The organism is Paenibacillus pectinilyticus (genome assembly GCF_001700435.1).
Classification (GTDB): Bacteria; Bacillota; Bacilli; order Paenibacillales; family NBRC-103111; genus Paenibacillus_E; species Paenibacillus_E pectinilyticus.
On the sequence record NZ_LYPC01000001.1, the window covers coordinates 1 to 14,612 of the forward strand.

The following is a 14,612-nucleotide window of genomic DNA, read 5'->3' on the forward strand; positions in this document are numbered from 1 at the left end:
TGGACTGACACCTCTTAGTCATAGTTAAGATTATTATTACTGCTACACTAAGAGACGTCCACTATTAATTCTAAGAGCATTCTTCGACTTATTCCCTTGCGCAGACCTCGGTTATCTCCTGTATGTCGATTTCTTTGACTTATTCCCCTGCGCAGAGCTCGGTTATCTCCTGTATGTCGATTTCTTCGACTTATTCCCTTGCGCATGCCTCGGCTCTCTCCTGTATGTCGATTTCTTCGACTTATTCCCTTGTACAGACCTCGGTTATCTCCTATACGTCGATTTCGTCGACTTATTCTCTTGTGCAGACCTCGGTTATCTCCTGTATGTCGATTTCTTCGACTTATTCGCAGCCTTGTTTTCTGCTCGAGTTAGTCAGGCTATATTACTGCTGCAACGCCCGGTTCTACTTGAGTTAATCCGATTTTCCGACTATCTCACCTCTGCGACGCCCGATTCTACTTGAGTTAATCCGATTTTCCGACTATCTCACCGCTGCGAGGTCCGATTCCGCTTGAGTTAATCCGATTTTCCGACTATCTCACTGCTGCAGACCCGATTCTACTTGAGTTAATCGGATTTTCCGACTATCTTACTGCTTCGAGACCCGGTTCCACTTGAATTAATCGGATTTTCCGACTATCTTACTGCTGCGAGGCCCGGTTCCGCTTGAGATAATCGGATTTTCCGACTATCTCACCGCTGCGGGGCAAGGTTCCTCTCGATAGAGTCGGATTTTCCGACTATCCCTCATTTAAAAGGAGTAAGCCGCGCTTATCCCCAAAAATAAAAAAAGCGACCACTCCCTCACAGGAATGATCGCCTTTCATTATCTTAAAGCAAGCTTCGATTATCCGTGGGATGCCGCGCGCTTTAATAGTGCAATCCCATTCACCGGCAGATCGATTTCTCCTCTTACCGCTTCATTCGTCTCCAAGTGGGTGTAGCTTCTGTCGTCAAGAGAAACGCGTTCCGCTTGTCCACTGAAATTCATGATAAACACATAATCAGATGAACCATCCGTACGCACCTGAGCGGTTACTCCCTGTGGGAGGTCCGTATTCATCGCTCTAACTACGCCAGTTTGCTCAATGATTTTCGTATAAAATGCCTGCAGAAAATCTGCCTTCAATCTTGTCGCCATATGATAAGCTTTCCCTTGGCCAAAATGATTTGCCGTCAGTGCCGGTTGCCCTGCATAAAAGCTGTCCGTATAGACACCCAGCACCTCTGCGCCTTCGGTATGGATCATTTCACAGATCTCATGCGACTCGAAGGTCCCTGTCAACCCGAGTTGGTTATCAGGCGACATCGATAAGCCATTGCGGTCGTAATCATATAATCCCTCAATCTCTTCTGCCCAAATACCAAGCGTTTTCCGAAGTGGTCCTGGGAAGCCACCCAAATGGCATAAGTCATGTTCGTTAACAATGCCTGACCAATAGGTCGTTACCAGCGTTCCACCTTGCGCTACAAAGGTTTCGAGTTTACGCCCCGTTTCCTCTCGGCAAAGATATAACATAGGCGCAACAATGAGCTTATATGCAGATAGATCATCCTCTGATCCAATCACGTCTACCGCGACACCTTGCTCCCAAAATGCTTGGTGATGAGCAAGAACGGTTTCCTCATAATGAATGCCCATATTGCGCGGACCTTGGGCGTCTTTCACGGCCCAGCGGTTATCCCAATCAAACAAAATCGCTGTTTCCACAGGCGTGGTTGTGCCAACCACTTCGGAGATCGTCGATAAAGTCTGACCCAATTCTGCTACATCCTTAAACACACGTGTATGCTCATGCCCCGCATGGTCAACGACGGCACCATGGAACTTCTCACTGGATCCTCTGCTTTTACGCCATTGGAAATATTGCACAGAATCCGACCCATGCGCGATAGCTTGAAGGGAAGACAGTCTATGCATGCCTGGCTGTTTCAGCTTGCTAATTGGCTGCCAGTTCGTAAGGCTTGGCGTACATTCCATAAGTAGGAATGGCTTCTGTTTCAGTGAACGGAACAAATCATGATAAAAGGCAATGGTGGCTCCTAACTTACTGTCCTCCTTAGTATCATGCCAAGTCGGATAAGCATCCCACGAAATAACGTCCAATATATCAGCAAACTTGCGGTAGTCTAAACTTTCAATTAAGTGCATATTGGTCGTGACTGGAAGATTTGGATTCGCTCCGCGAACCGCATCGATCTCATGTTTGCAGAAATCGATCGTCTGATCTGTAACAAATCGGTGCCAATCCAGGTTATGCCCGTGCACCATAGTCTCACCATGTGGTGCAGGTGATTCTACCTGATTCCAATCTGTATAGGTATGCGCCCAGAATGAGGTCCACCACGCTGCGTTGAGAGCATCCAGCGAACCGTACTTCTTCTGCAGCCACGTTCGAAAAGCATCTTGGCAGTAGTCGCAATGGCAATCCCCGCCAAATTCATTAGAAATATGCCAGCCGACAACTGCTGGATGCTGACCATAGCGTTCGGCAAGCTTGTTATTCATAATCGCTGTCTTCTCTCGATAGAGTGGGCTCGTGTAGCAATGATTGTGCCTGAGTCCATGCAGATTGCGTACGCGGTTCGCCCCCACCCTTCTAACCTCAGGATAGCGTTCAGACATCCATGCAGGGCGCGCTCCACTTGGTGTTGCCAGCCATGCATAAATACCATTCTCAGCAAATGTATCTAATAATCGATCCATCCACTCAAAAGTAAAGGTCCCTTCTACTGGCTCCAAAGCAGCCCAGGCAAATATACCAATTGCCATGACATTACAGCCAGCCAGTTTCATGAGTCGAATGTCTTCCTTCAGAACTTCTGGGCTGTGAAGCCACTGGTCTGGATTATAATCAGCGCCGTGCATCAAGACGGGCAGTTTATTGCTAATTGGATTAAATTTATGTGTCATCGTCCTACCATCTCCCCATATCAAAAATCGTCGTATTCTCGTATTCATTTTGATTATAGGACAATCAGGGGCTATACTAGTAGAACAGAAGAAATAAAAAATCGTACAATATGAATATTGGTGGAGATAATCGTATGATGCCATTCCTATTAGCTGAATTTGCGATGTTTGAGAATATACTGCCTCTCTACGTGTATTGTATTGGCAGTCATGAGCAGAAACATCTTCTTAGACCAGACGGGTATCCAGCCCATCAGCTCTTCTTATGTCGAAGCGGCATGGGTATTTTCCGCATTGTTGGCAGTTCAGATTTGGTGATGACGCCCGGAACTATGCTCATTCTGCCAGCAGGCGTGCCTCATGAATATTTTCCTGATCAAAGCGAGGATGCTTGGGAACTAGGCTTTGTGGCTTTTAGCGGCTCCGCATCCGATGCTATTCTCGCACATCTCGGAAACCGCACACCTACGCTATTGAAAAAAAATCAGTTTCATAAACATTGGAACAAACTAGAATCCTTATGGCAGCTTATCAACTTGAACAGAGAAAACGGATTCTGGGAATCGTCTCGCAGTATGTACGACATGCTGCTTTCTGTCCTTGAAGAACAGACCCAGCAAGAAGTTAAGCAGCGAATTAAACCAATCGGGCAGCCTAATACAGCCCTTCAAGAAGCGATCAAGCTGATCCATGATCACTATAACGAACGTTTACATTTATCCAACTTGGCAAGAGCCGTCGGTTACTCCGTACAACATTTTCATCGATTGTTTGTAAGCATATATGGCGTTACACCCATGCTGTATATTCAACAGATCCGAATGCGAAGATCCATCCAACTTTTTCATGAGAATCCAAGTATGACGGTTGAACAAGTCGCACAGCAGCTCGGTATGGAGACAAGTTACTTCATACGCATTTTTAAGCGAACCTATGGTCAGACGCCTAAGCAATTTATGAAATAGTTGATTGAATCCAGTACCCACTTGCAATGTCCCTTACACTACAAGAATTTGTTGCGATATTCGGTCGGTGTCATTCCATACTGCTTCTTAAAGCTCTCTCGGAAATGATCCTGATCGACATACCCGATCCAGTCGCAGACCTCGTAGATTTTAATGGCAGGATCCTTCAGCAGTCGTGCCGCTTCCTCCATACGAAGACGAATGATCGCATGATTGATCGTCATTCCAGTGACTTCTTTAAAGAGCAGATTCAAATATTTATCGCTTAAACCGACTGAAGCAGACACATCGGATAGCGCCAATTCCTTCCGCATATAGGCTTCTTTCACATACTGGATCGCCTGCTCTACTAGCTTCTTCTTTTTCAAACTGCCCGACCATTCCGCGAGCGGCAGCGATTCCGACAAATTCGGAAGTTTGTCCTTCGCAGTTTGTTCCGTGAAAGCCACAGCCTGACGCTCTGCCCGTTCTTTGCGCAGTACCTCCACCGCATTCGCAAAAACGCTTTCAATCTCTCTCGGGTCGATTGGCTTCTGTACGTAATCTAGCACTTGCAGCTTAATGGCTTGCCTTGCATGCTCAAACTCATTCAATCCCGATAAAATAATACAGCGGATATCCGGATTTCGAGCTCGTACGGCTTCTATTAACTCCAAGCCATTCATTTTGGGCATGCCAATATCGGTCAATAGAAGGTCCGGCTCCTCGTGCTCCAGCCAATCTAGGACTTCCTGACCATTCTCAACACCTCCCAACAAATGGATCCCCAAACCCTCCCAGTTGATGGCACGAACCAATGTTTCACGAACGATTTTCACATCTTCTGCAATCAGCAGCTTGAACATGCAATCCCCTCCTTCCTTCATCACGGTTGTTCTGGATGGTACGGCATCACTACTTCAACGCAGGTTCCTGCTTCTACCGCTACATAGCGTAATCCATAGGATTCACCAACATGCAGTTGGATTCTCCGATGTACATTCATCGTTCCGTACCCGCTTCCTATGCTGCTATGCATCATACCACTATGCTTCATGTTGGTATCACGCTCAGGCTGCTCTTGTAGCATTCGGTTCATTGTATTCGCATCGCAGCCTCGCCCATTATCCTCGACGCGCAACACAAGATTATCCCGCTTAACGCGAGCTGTTATCGTAATCCGGCAGCCGGTATGGCGATCGGCAAACCCATGAATGATCGCATTTTCAGCTAGCGGCTGTAAAATCAGATGCACGATATTGGCGGAAAGCAGCTCATCCGATACTAGTATGTCGACCGTCAGATCATCCATCATCATCTTTTGAATGTGGAGATAGGCTTCGACCTGTTTGACTTCGCCTTCTAATGAAATCCAGGTATATCCGCGATTCAATCCGTAACGAAATACATTCGCAAGGGAGCGAACAATCTCGCTCGTTTCCTGGTCTCCCGCCATAATGGCCCGGCAGTTAATTAAATCTAATGTGTTATATAAGAAATGGGGGTTGATCTGGGCATGCAGCAGCTCCAATTGCAGTTGTTGTCGCTCAATCTCCTCCGTAAAAGACTTCTCAATCAAACTATGCAGGGTGACGAGCATCGCAGCGAACTTCTGGTTCAGCTCATCCACTTCATAAATGCCTGTATGTTGATAGGGAAGCGGCATTTTAAATTCCACGACTTCCGGACGCTGGATGGCACTAACCAGTCTAGTGATGGGAACGGTGACCCGCACCACGATTCTTCGGAGCCAGAAGCCAGCAACCAATAAAGCGGCCAACGCTGTAGCAGCACCTAAGGCGGATATAGCGAAGGTGTATCGGCTGAAGTGGCTCTCCGGAACGACCGATAATAACTTCCAGCCGTTCTTTAGTGTTTCGAACATGACCCTGTGGTTCTCTCCGTCAATCCTTGTGAGGAGTGCTCCTTTTGTTCCTTTCAGTGAGCTCACATAGGGAAAATCGCCTGCATGTTCGAGAAATTCATAACGCTCGCTATAGATCACACGGTTCGTTTCATCGAGCAGCAGATGGTAGCCTTTCTCCATATGGGCATTGTCGAACATGCTCTTCAAACTCCGCGTATCCGCACCGATGATCACCGTTCCAAGACTGCGCCCATCCTTGAGACTCGTCTTTTTCCTTGCTGAGTAGATCATAGCAGCATTGATCGGATCTTTCTTTTGCCCCCACCAAACGTTCTGACTCTCCCCGCTGCTCAGTTTATGAAACCATTCTTGCCCCCGCAAATCGCCATTCTTGAAGATGCCCGTTATCGGATAGTAGTCATCTGGCGCCATTTGATAAAGCCCACTCCCCGGTTCTAGTGCAAGAGAGACCACGTAAGATTGCTGTGCAACGTCAGGGGATTCAACGTCATTCAGAAGAGACAATAAGGATAAATTCTGCAGGTTTGTCTCCAGTGTGTAATAATTATCTGCTGCCTCAAAGGTTTCCTGATAGTTGGCCTCGAGCAGATTCTCAATGGATTGATTGCTTAATATAAAGGCCGCAACATTATTCATCGTATCGAACTGATACTGAATATTCCTGTGCAAGAATTTCATCGACTGCTCCGCCATCTGGAGGGTATGGTCGTTCTGAACCCGAATGAGGATATAACTTGCCGCCGTTGTAAATAGCGCGATGAAGGTGACAATTAGCACAAAAATCGGAAGACTGAGCCTAGAAAGTAATCCGGATTTGCTATTCCGTTTTCGTAATTGCATCGTCATCATCCTAAATCCCCATTCCATGTCAGTGACTGTTATGGCTAAAGCCCCGTCAACCGATGCTTATCGGTCGAGGGGCTGCGCTTACTCTTCTAAGGCTTCTTCAAGCAGGCTAATCTTTCCTTCTACTTGCCTGATTTTTTCTTCAGGGATTCTTCAAGCTCAGTCAAAATTTTGGTACCGCCCTGCGACTTCCACTTCTCTGCAAATTCGTCGAACTTCTTAATATCTGCGCCCATGATAATTTGCGTAAAGACAGAATCACGCATCGTGTTCAGCTCCACTAGCTTCGCGAGTTTGGTTGGTGAATCCAGATAGTTGGAAGTATCGGTAATTTGGAACTTATTATTAATGGCAACATCCAGCGCTTGTGATTGACGGAGTGGCAGTGACTCTAAGTAACGAGGCCAGCCCTTCAATCCCGGAGCAAACAGATAGCTTTGAATGCCACGGAAGTTCCCGTTCTTATCTTGTTGGGTCTTAGGATCGATCAGATCCGTAACTACCCGCATCTTACCATTATCGATTTTGTAGTCTTCTCCTTCAATGCCCCATACGGTAAGCATCTGATTCTCTGGCGACAGTGAGTTTTCGATGATAGCCAGCACTTTCTTCGGATCTTTCGTCTTGGCGCTGATAGCATGCATTTGACCGAAAGGAGCACCCGCAGGAGCAACAGCTTTGCCATCAGTACCCACCAGCGATTGGGTCAATGACAAGTATTTATAAGGTTGACTCGACTGATCAGCTAGCTTACCATCTGCTCCAAGTTGACCATTCTTCTTTAACTCGTTGGTTTCCACTTGCATATCGTAATCATTCGGCGTGGACCACCAGCCCATCCAAGATAACAGCTTGCCGCTATACAGCTTCACACGCAGCTGCTCTTCCTTGATCGTCGCGAATTCTTTATCAATGAGCCCTTCTGCATACATTTTTTGCAGGTACAGTAAAGCTTCTCTCATCTTGGGATCGATGTCATAATTGCTAAATTTCCCATCCTTCTCGGTAAAATAACCTGGCGTGACGCCGAACGCACCGAAGATATGGTCAAACGAATTATTCGCATACTTCTGTTGACCAATCTGTGCCGTATAGCCTCCGAGCGGGATAACATCCGGTTTCTCGGCTTTGCTTTTTTTCAAGAGATTGTAGTATTCATCCAAAGTTTTCGGAACCTGAGCGCCCATGCCTTCAACGAAATCCTTACGCAGTACAAGATTCCATCGATAACCAGATCCGGGTCCACCTTGGTAAGGTATACCGTAAATTTTACCATTTACTTTCGCCTGCTCGAAAACCTCTTTCGGCACTTCCTTGAGAATATTCGGTGTGTCTTTTTCATTAATCAGGGACGTAAGATCAGCGAAGGCGCCTTGCTGCGCATATTTTTGGAAATCGTCAGCGAAATCAATGCGTACCACATCGGGAATTTCACCGCTCGACATCTTCAAATTTAACTTTGTTTTGTACTGCTGAACATCAACCATTTCAGGTATGATCTTGATATTCAGCTTTTTCTCAACAGCCTGCTTAACAGCATCTTTCGATGGATCATAAGGCTTGGATATGTCCTGTGCTTTTAACATTTTCAGCTCGTAGGGCTCTTCTGTTTTCGGGGTTGCCGCTACGGTACTTGCTGAAGGCGAAGAAGAAGCTGTAGGTGACTCACTGGACTCATTGGATTTGCTGCACCCCGCAATCGTGACTGTTCCGACTAAAATCGCGGCAAGCACGCCGTTCGACCATACTTTCACTTGATTTGACATCAAAACGACCTCCTTGAATGTTCTTGTTTATAGGTTCACACTAGCCTTTTACAGAGCCAATCAGCATGCCTTGTTCAAAGTACTTTTGAATGAATGGGTAAATGATGAGCATAGGTAACGCCACGATGATAATAGCGGCCATTTGTATCCCTATCGTAGGCGGAGGTGTTGAACCTGCCGCTTCAAGCAGCTCTGGCGGAAGACTGGAGCTTGCAATAATCGTACGAAGTACGAGCTGGACAGGCGCTTTGTGCCAATCTGTCACATAGAGCATCGCATTAAAGAAATCGTTCCAATAGACGACCAGATAGAGCAGTCCGATCGTCGCTATGACGGGTTTGGATAAGGGCAGCACAATCTGCCACAATACTCTGAACTCCGATGCCCCATCGATGGAAGCTGATTCCCGCAAGCTCTCAGGGATGCCTTCGAAAAATGATTTCATAATGATCATGTTAAACGCACTAAAGGCCATCACTAAGATCAGCACATAGTTCGTATTGAGTAATCCTAACTGTTTAATGGTGATATAAGTAGGAATCATTCCGCCTTTGAATAACATGGTGAATATAAAAAACAACATGATGATCCGCCGGCCGGGCAGCTTCTTCTCGGCCAACGAGTAAGACGCTGTTACTGTAAGGAAGAGTGCAAGTAAGACCCCACCCGCCGTATTGCGAACCGTATTGCCGTACGCAGCATAGATAAGGGAACCTTCCTGAAGCAAGTACTTGTAATACTCCAAACTAAAGGAGGTTGGAACAAGAATCAATCCATTTTTCTCGCTGAATATATGGTACGGCGTAACGGATACGGAAATCACATACCAGAATGGCAGCACAACAATCATTGTTAATAACGTGAGTACGATATAATTCGAGGAGACAAAGGCCTTCTCACCTTTCGTAAGCTTCATTGCTTCTCTTCCCTTTCTCAGAAAATGCCGGAATCATTGATACGCTTGGCGAACTGATTGGCGACCAGCATCATCACCAGCCCGATTACGCCCTTGATGACGTCTGCCGCAGCGGCAAGACTGAGATTGAATTGCTCGATACCAACCCGGTAAATATACGTATCCAGGATATCTCCCACTTCAAAGACCATCGGATTGTACAAGTTGATAACCTGATCTAACCCAGCGCTCATGATATATCCGACTCGCAAGATGAAGATGACAATGATTGTGCTCATAATCCCCGGCAACGTGATATGAATAACGCGTCCAAACCGTGTGGCTCCATCCACAATTGCTGCTTCGTACACTTCTGGATTGATTCCCGCTATGGCGGCAATATAGATGATGGCTGCCCAGCCCATCTCTTTCATCGCATCCGTCACAACAAGAATCGTTTGGAAATAAGCGGGTTCGACGAGCAGATAAGTAGGATTGCCACCGAAAAATTCGATGATTTTATTAATGACACCCGTTTCCGGTGAAAGGAGCAGTGTGATAATCCCCCCATAGACGACCCAAGACACAAACCTCGGGAGATAAACGGCTGTTTGCAGCGTCTTTTTGAACCAAGCGACGCGAATTTCATTCAATGCAAGCGCTAACAGTATCGGGCAGAGAAAGCCGCTAATCATTTTGTAAAGGCTAATTAGCAGTGTATTCTTGAAGGCATGAAGGAACATATCGGATTCAAACAACATCCGGAAATATTTGAATCCAACCCACTCACTCCCAGAAAATCCCTTAATCGCATTGTAATCCATGAACGCAATGCTAATGCCATAAAGCGGGAGATAGTCAAAAATGAGAACCCAAGCAATCGCAGGCAGCAGTAAGACATATAACAGCTTATATTTCCATAACCTCCTTGTACGCTTCAGCAGTGGTTTCTTATTTATTTCGGTGATCTTAGCCGTCACCATCTCCATCTCTTTATCCTCCTATCATGCCTCTTGCTGCACCCGTCTAAGAAAGTGTTTACATGATTTAGCTTATCGGAAATCGCTGATAACGAAAACCCGAGTGAAGGACAATAATACAGGGGAAAAGTCCGATCTGTTGAACAGCGAATGCTTCTGTTGGGAACTAACGGGCGTTAGCACAAAACAAAGTAAGAGGCTTCCGGTCTATGCCGGAAGCCTCTTACTTTGTTGCTTAAACCTTAGGGTAATCCACTACAATTACATTTTCAAGAATACCGTCCAGCGATTGCACGAATTCCTGATGAACCGGATGAGGACCATAGGAGCGCAGCGATGCAAGGTCATCAAATGTAACCCGTAATCCGAGCGTGTAGCCATGCACGTTTTCGGTTTCTTCCGTTACATTGATGCCTGCACTAATGTCAACGATCCCTGGGATACGATCCCGAAATGAAAGTAACTGATCTAGCAATTCCTTTTGCTTGACTGGCGTGATATTCGTATTAAACTTAAATACTACGAGATGTTCGAACATGGATATATGGCTCCTTTAAGATCATTATACAGATCTACTAATTTCGATGTTTTACGTCAGTATCCTGTCAAACTATTCATTATTATTTTAACTTGAATCTGAGTAGATGATCGGTCAAATGTTCTCTCTTTAAGATTTCAATTTGCTTGTTCCCTATTAGGTCGAAATGTGGGTATTCATCACGAAGATGTATGTAAGCTGGATTTAAATCATTCGCTATGCACCATTCCTTCAATCGTTCCAGATCACAGCAGCCCACCTTAGTGATCGTCTTCACTCCTGGAAAGCGAGGTTCTACCCAATAATGTGTCAAAAAGGAAATTTCCCCCTGTGAACATTTGCTTTTCCATTCATTCAGTTCCTGTCTGGATATTCCGAAAGCCATGTCATCAATCTCCTTTTCGGTCCAAACGTCCTTAATATGCATTAGTATGAAACTTTTTCCTTGAAAATATCAGGCCGTCCCAGTGCCTCTTTAGATTGTTTTATATAACTATAGTTACCGTAAGCGGAATGATCAAGTCCGCCGACGAAGGTTTGCTTTTTCTTAAAACTTTCGATTGTAATATTGGTTGATGGAAATCCTTGTGAGAAGGATCATGATCAGTACCGCAAACAGAGTGATCGAAATCGTAACGTTAAAGAAGCCGAATACAATCGCTGCCAAAGAGACAGAAAACAAAGTCACATACAAACTCAAAGAATTCGCCTTATCCATGATCAGCTTCTTCCGTTCGTCATGCTCTTCGATGTATAGCTTCTTCAGCAACGATTCGTTTCGCAGCGCGGCACGCCACTTTTTCCCGATCACCAAAATGATGATCTGCATGCCGACAAAAATCCCGACTTGCACTCCGTGTACGAAATCCCCGGCATCGCTTTGGACCTTATACCCATATAGCGCAGTCAAAATAACGATCAGAGAAAACACGCCGGTTGCACCGATTAGCCATTTAAATCTCCGCGTTATAACCGCCCGATACTCTATCATAATCCTTCAACCTCCACATCACTGAAATCAAATACATCTTCAATCCTCAAGTGAAAATATTTCGCAATTTTATAAGCAAGCACGAGCGAGGCAACATACTTCTCGTTCTCGAGCGAGGTTATCGTCTGACGTGTCACGCCGACCGTAAGTGCAAGCTCCTCTTGACTGATCTTGTGCTTTTTACGCAGCTCCTGAATCCTCGTCTTCATGATCTTGATCCTCGTTCCCCCACCAAATGTATAGTTTACTTTACATTTTTAGTATAGTACGCTTTACCAATATTGTAAAGCTGACTTTGCAAAAATCGCACATCTATAGCTTACTCCCTCGAAATCGAATTCCGGAGGAACTCCAAAAAATAAGAAAACACTACTGACACACTGTTGTCAGTAGTGTTTTTCTATAATCGGAGTAAGTATTCGTAAAGGAGTGGGAACAAATGCGAAGTTTATTGGCCCCTATTGATGCGATACCGATTTGTATCATTTATTATAGGAAGGATGTTATTTCATGAATTTTACTTCTGTACGTATCATTACCGACGACGTAGATCGTCTCGTCGAGTTCTATGAGAAAGTCTTGGGGGTTTCGGCGGAACGTCCCGCACCCGTCTTTGCCGAACTCGTTGTGCCATCATGCACACTGGCGATCGGCCATTCCCAGACAGTGCAACTGTTCGGCGCTGGTTCCGCAGTAGCGGCCAACAATCACACTGTCATCATCGAGTTCCGCGTCAACGATGTCGATGCCGAATACGAGCGTTTAAAGCCGTTTATCCACGAGTGGGTAAAAGAACCAACCACGATGCCGTGGGGAAACCGTGCTGTGCTGTTTCGCGATCCCGACGGCAACCTGGTTAACCTCTTCGCGCCAGTGACCGAGGAAGCGATCAAACGATTCAGCGGTAGGCGTTGACGGACTGTTGTGTTCAGTATGTTTGAGAACTGCCTTTAAGATGTAGTTGCGATCAATATTCGGAGGATTGCTTGTACATCATGATATACACTTGTTTGATAAATTCTCGCTCTTCCATGGACAGTGTGTACATCTGTGGCTTCATATCACTAGGCATCTCGTTGAAGCTAAGCCAGGCCTGTTTCATTCCTTTAAGGATTTCTGGATCCCCCTGTGATCGGCGTGCGTTTAGTTCTGTTAAGGACCGTGCTAGGTTTTGAGCTTCCTGGCTACCCGGATCAGCTTTGGCTTCTACGAGCTGTTTGAGCTCAGCTCGGAACTGGGTATATTGGAGAAACGATTCTTCGACGAACTCCTGATCCGCTAGCTTCCTCAGTGCCTCCTGTGAATATGAGTGTACAGCCAGATTACGCATCATCTTCCGTTCGTCGGGGGTCAAATATTTATTGACCCATTCCGGTTTTAATGCCATCTGCATAACCTCCATTATTTTGACGATCGAGTGATAGTCGACCGGGCTACTCTTCTCCATGTTCTGCGTTTCCTCGATTGTAAGTATGATGGAATCGAGCTGCGCCCGTTTTTCCAGCAGCATGTCTTTTTGTGTTTGCAAAGCGGCAGAAAATTGTAATGGTCCCTTTTGAATCAAGATCTTAATTTGGCTGAGTGAGAAACCGAGATACTTCAGAGCCAAAATGTGTTGCATCTTGACGAGATCCTCGTTGGAGTACAATCGATATCCAGCCTGCGTATACTCTGAAGGAGAAAGAATGCCTTTTTTATCATAATATTGAAGCGTACGAACCGTAACGGACGACATTTTGGCAAATTCGTTGGTATGGTAGTATCTTTGATCCAAGCCACATCCTCCTTTCTCCATTAATTTAAAGTATGACGTTGCGTCGTACTCAAGCTTTTTTTATATGTAAGAGACCTGATTCTTTAAGTGATCCTTATCTACAAGTCCCATCTCTGAACCATCACTATGAAAAGTGAAAAGCTACTCACGTCAAACTATTTCGTTTGTTCAACTATCCTGCCAGTGAGTAAAGGCTGCCGATTATGCCGGCAGCCTTTGATCATGTTGCTTATTGAACAAACGTTTCTCGTTAATTTAAGAGTCCAATAACTATTATGGTATTAAATATCAGCTACTGGCACATGTCCCGTCATCCAGTTCAACTCGCTATCCAGCATAAATCGAATATGCCAGCCTTTCTCTGACTTAGGCCATGGATGGAATTGTGTAACACTCTCATATAAAGCCTCAACGTTTTCCTTCGATTTATGTTTCAATACGTTATTCATCCGCAGGACAAGATCATCCGGTTTGTTAGTAACGCCTTCTAGCACTTTCATAAACCATTTATGATAAGGATAGACAACTTCGTTACAGGACAAAATGAGCCTTCCCGCAAATAAAACGAAATTCGTCACCGAGAATTCAATCACATAGGATTCGTTCTTTTTTAAACCTTCGTAGAACATCCATCTCCATCCTTCAAATTGAGCATGAAATTTTTCCAACACTTCATTTTTCCGCTCAATTGGATAGCGTGAAGCCGCTTTTACCAACTCTTCTAGGCCGTTTATTTCGCTATAACTCACTATTGCATCCTTGAAGGCAAACCGAGCTGGTTCGCTGCCAGATTCGGCTACCTTTTTAATGTACGAAACCGAGGTATATTTCCCATCCACATAGCCGCCATCATAAGGCGTTGACTCTGTTTCATGGTAATGAATATCTCCTCTTGCTAATAGCGAAAGATAACCGTCATCCGAAACAACCAGCATAAGGTCTATATCCGAATCTTCTTTTGCAAAACCATGCGCAACGGAGCCGCCTACAATGACAGCCAGTATCTCTTCCTTGGCCTTGAGTTTGTTTGTAACCATGTTAATGGCTGTTTGGTGATGTGGATACATCAGGAA

Annotated in this window: 14 protein-coding genes; 2 read left to right on the forward strand and 12 right to left on the reverse strand. The window is 45.3% G+C overall.

Features of this window, described 5'->3' with window-relative positions; genetic code table 11:
- Positions 1–850 precede the first annotated feature (850 nt).
- Positions 851–2,917, reverse strand: a complete 2,067-nt coding sequence (locus A8709_RS00005) for a beta-galactosidase (RefSeq protein WP_065850181.1) — start codon at positions 2,915–2,917, stop codon at positions 851–853.
- Between the two features lie 134 nt (positions 2,918–3,051).
- Here A8709_RS00005 and A8709_RS00010 point away from each other — a divergent pair, with 134 nt between their 5' ends.
- Positions 3,052–3,882, forward strand: a complete 831-nt coding sequence (locus tag A8709_RS00010) for an AraC family transcriptional regulator (RefSeq protein WP_065850182.1) — start codon at positions 3,052–3,054, stop codon at positions 3,880–3,882.
- Between the two features lie 38 nt (positions 3,883–3,920).
- Here the strand turns inward: A8709_RS00010 and A8709_RS00015 are convergent, their stop codons facing one another.
- The 9 genes from A8709_RS00015 to A8709_RS00055 all read right to left on the reverse strand — a co-directional run bounded on the left by A8709_RS00015 (position 3,921) and on the right by A8709_RS00055 (position 11,974).
- Positions 3,921–4,727: a response regulator transcription factor gene (locus A8709_RS00015; RefSeq protein ID WP_065850183.1), complete on the reverse strand. Its 807-nt coding sequence runs from the start codon at positions 4,725–4,727 to the stop codon at positions 3,921–3,923.
- 20 nt (positions 4,728–4,747) lie between these two features.
- On the reverse strand, positions 4,748–6,589 hold the full coding sequence (locus A8709_RS00020) for a cache domain-containing sensor histidine kinase (protein ID WP_167356962.1): 1,842 nt from the start codon (positions 6,587–6,589) through the stop codon (positions 4,748–4,750).
- Between the two features lie 128 nt (positions 6,590–6,717).
- The gene (locus A8709_RS00025; RefSeq protein ID WP_065850185.1) at positions 6,718–8,361 is read right to left on the reverse strand and encodes an extracellular solute-binding protein; all 1,644 of its coding nucleotides are present in this window, start codon (positions 8,359–8,361) and stop codon (positions 6,718–6,720) included.
- A gap of 40 nt (positions 8,362–8,401) precedes the next feature.
- Complete coding sequence (locus A8709_RS00030) at positions 8,402–9,277, reverse strand: carbohydrate ABC transporter permease (RefSeq protein WP_065850186.1); 876 nt, start codon at positions 9,275–9,277, stop codon at positions 8,402–8,404.
- Positions 9,278–9,294: 17 nt separating this feature from the next.
- Positions 9,295–10,245: an ABC transporter permease gene (locus A8709_RS00035; protein ID WP_065850187.1), complete on the reverse strand. Its 951-nt coding sequence runs from the start codon at positions 10,243–10,245 to the stop codon at positions 9,295–9,297.
- Positions 10,246–10,471: 226 nt separating this feature from the next.
- The gene (locus tag A8709_RS00040) at positions 10,472–10,774 is read right to left on the reverse strand and encodes a Dabb family protein (protein ID WP_244163051.1); all 303 of its coding nucleotides are present in this window, start codon (positions 10,772–10,774) and stop codon (positions 10,472–10,474) included.
- A gap of 82 nt (positions 10,775–10,856) precedes the next feature.
- Positions 10,857–11,159, reverse strand: coding sequence for a hypothetical protein (locus tag A8709_RS35015; RefSeq protein ID WP_065850220.1), 303 nt, complete (start codon positions 11,157–11,159; stop codon positions 10,857–10,859).
- Positions 11,160–11,321: 162 nt separating this feature from the next.
- Positions 11,322–11,765 (reverse strand): hypothetical protein, encoded by a 444-nt coding sequence (locus A8709_RS00050; protein ID WP_065850189.1) that lies wholly within the window; start codon positions 11,763–11,765, stop codon positions 11,322–11,324.
- Complete coding sequence (locus A8709_RS00055) at positions 11,762–11,974, reverse strand: helix-turn-helix transcriptional regulator (protein ID WP_065850190.1); 213 nt, start codon at positions 11,972–11,974, stop codon at positions 11,762–11,764. The genes A8709_RS00050 and A8709_RS00055 overlap by 4 nt, the downstream gene beginning before the upstream one ends.
- A 301-nt stretch (positions 11,975–12,275) precedes the next feature.
- Here A8709_RS00055 and A8709_RS00060 point away from each other — a divergent pair, with 301 nt between their 5' ends.
- Positions 12,276–12,680 carry a VOC family protein gene (locus A8709_RS00060; RefSeq protein WP_065850191.1) on the forward strand — a complete coding sequence of 135 codons (405 nt, stop codon included), beginning with the start codon at positions 12,276–12,278 and terminating at the stop codon, positions 12,678–12,680.
- A 52-nt stretch (positions 12,681–12,732) separates the two neighbouring features.
- Here the strand turns inward: A8709_RS00060 and A8709_RS00065 are convergent, their stop codons facing one another.
- Both A8709_RS00065 and A8709_RS00070 read right to left on the reverse strand, forming a co-directional pair.
- Positions 12,733–13,539, reverse strand: coding sequence for a MerR family transcriptional regulator (locus tag A8709_RS00065; protein ID WP_065850192.1), 807 nt, complete (start codon positions 13,537–13,539; stop codon positions 12,733–12,735).
- 281 nt (positions 13,540–13,820) lie between these two features.
- Entirely contained in the window at positions 13,821–14,606 is a 786-nt protein-coding gene (locus A8709_RS00070) for a nucleotidyltransferase domain-containing protein (RefSeq protein ID WP_065850193.1), read from the reverse strand.
- Between the last annotated feature and the right edge of the window lie 6 nt (positions 14,607–14,612).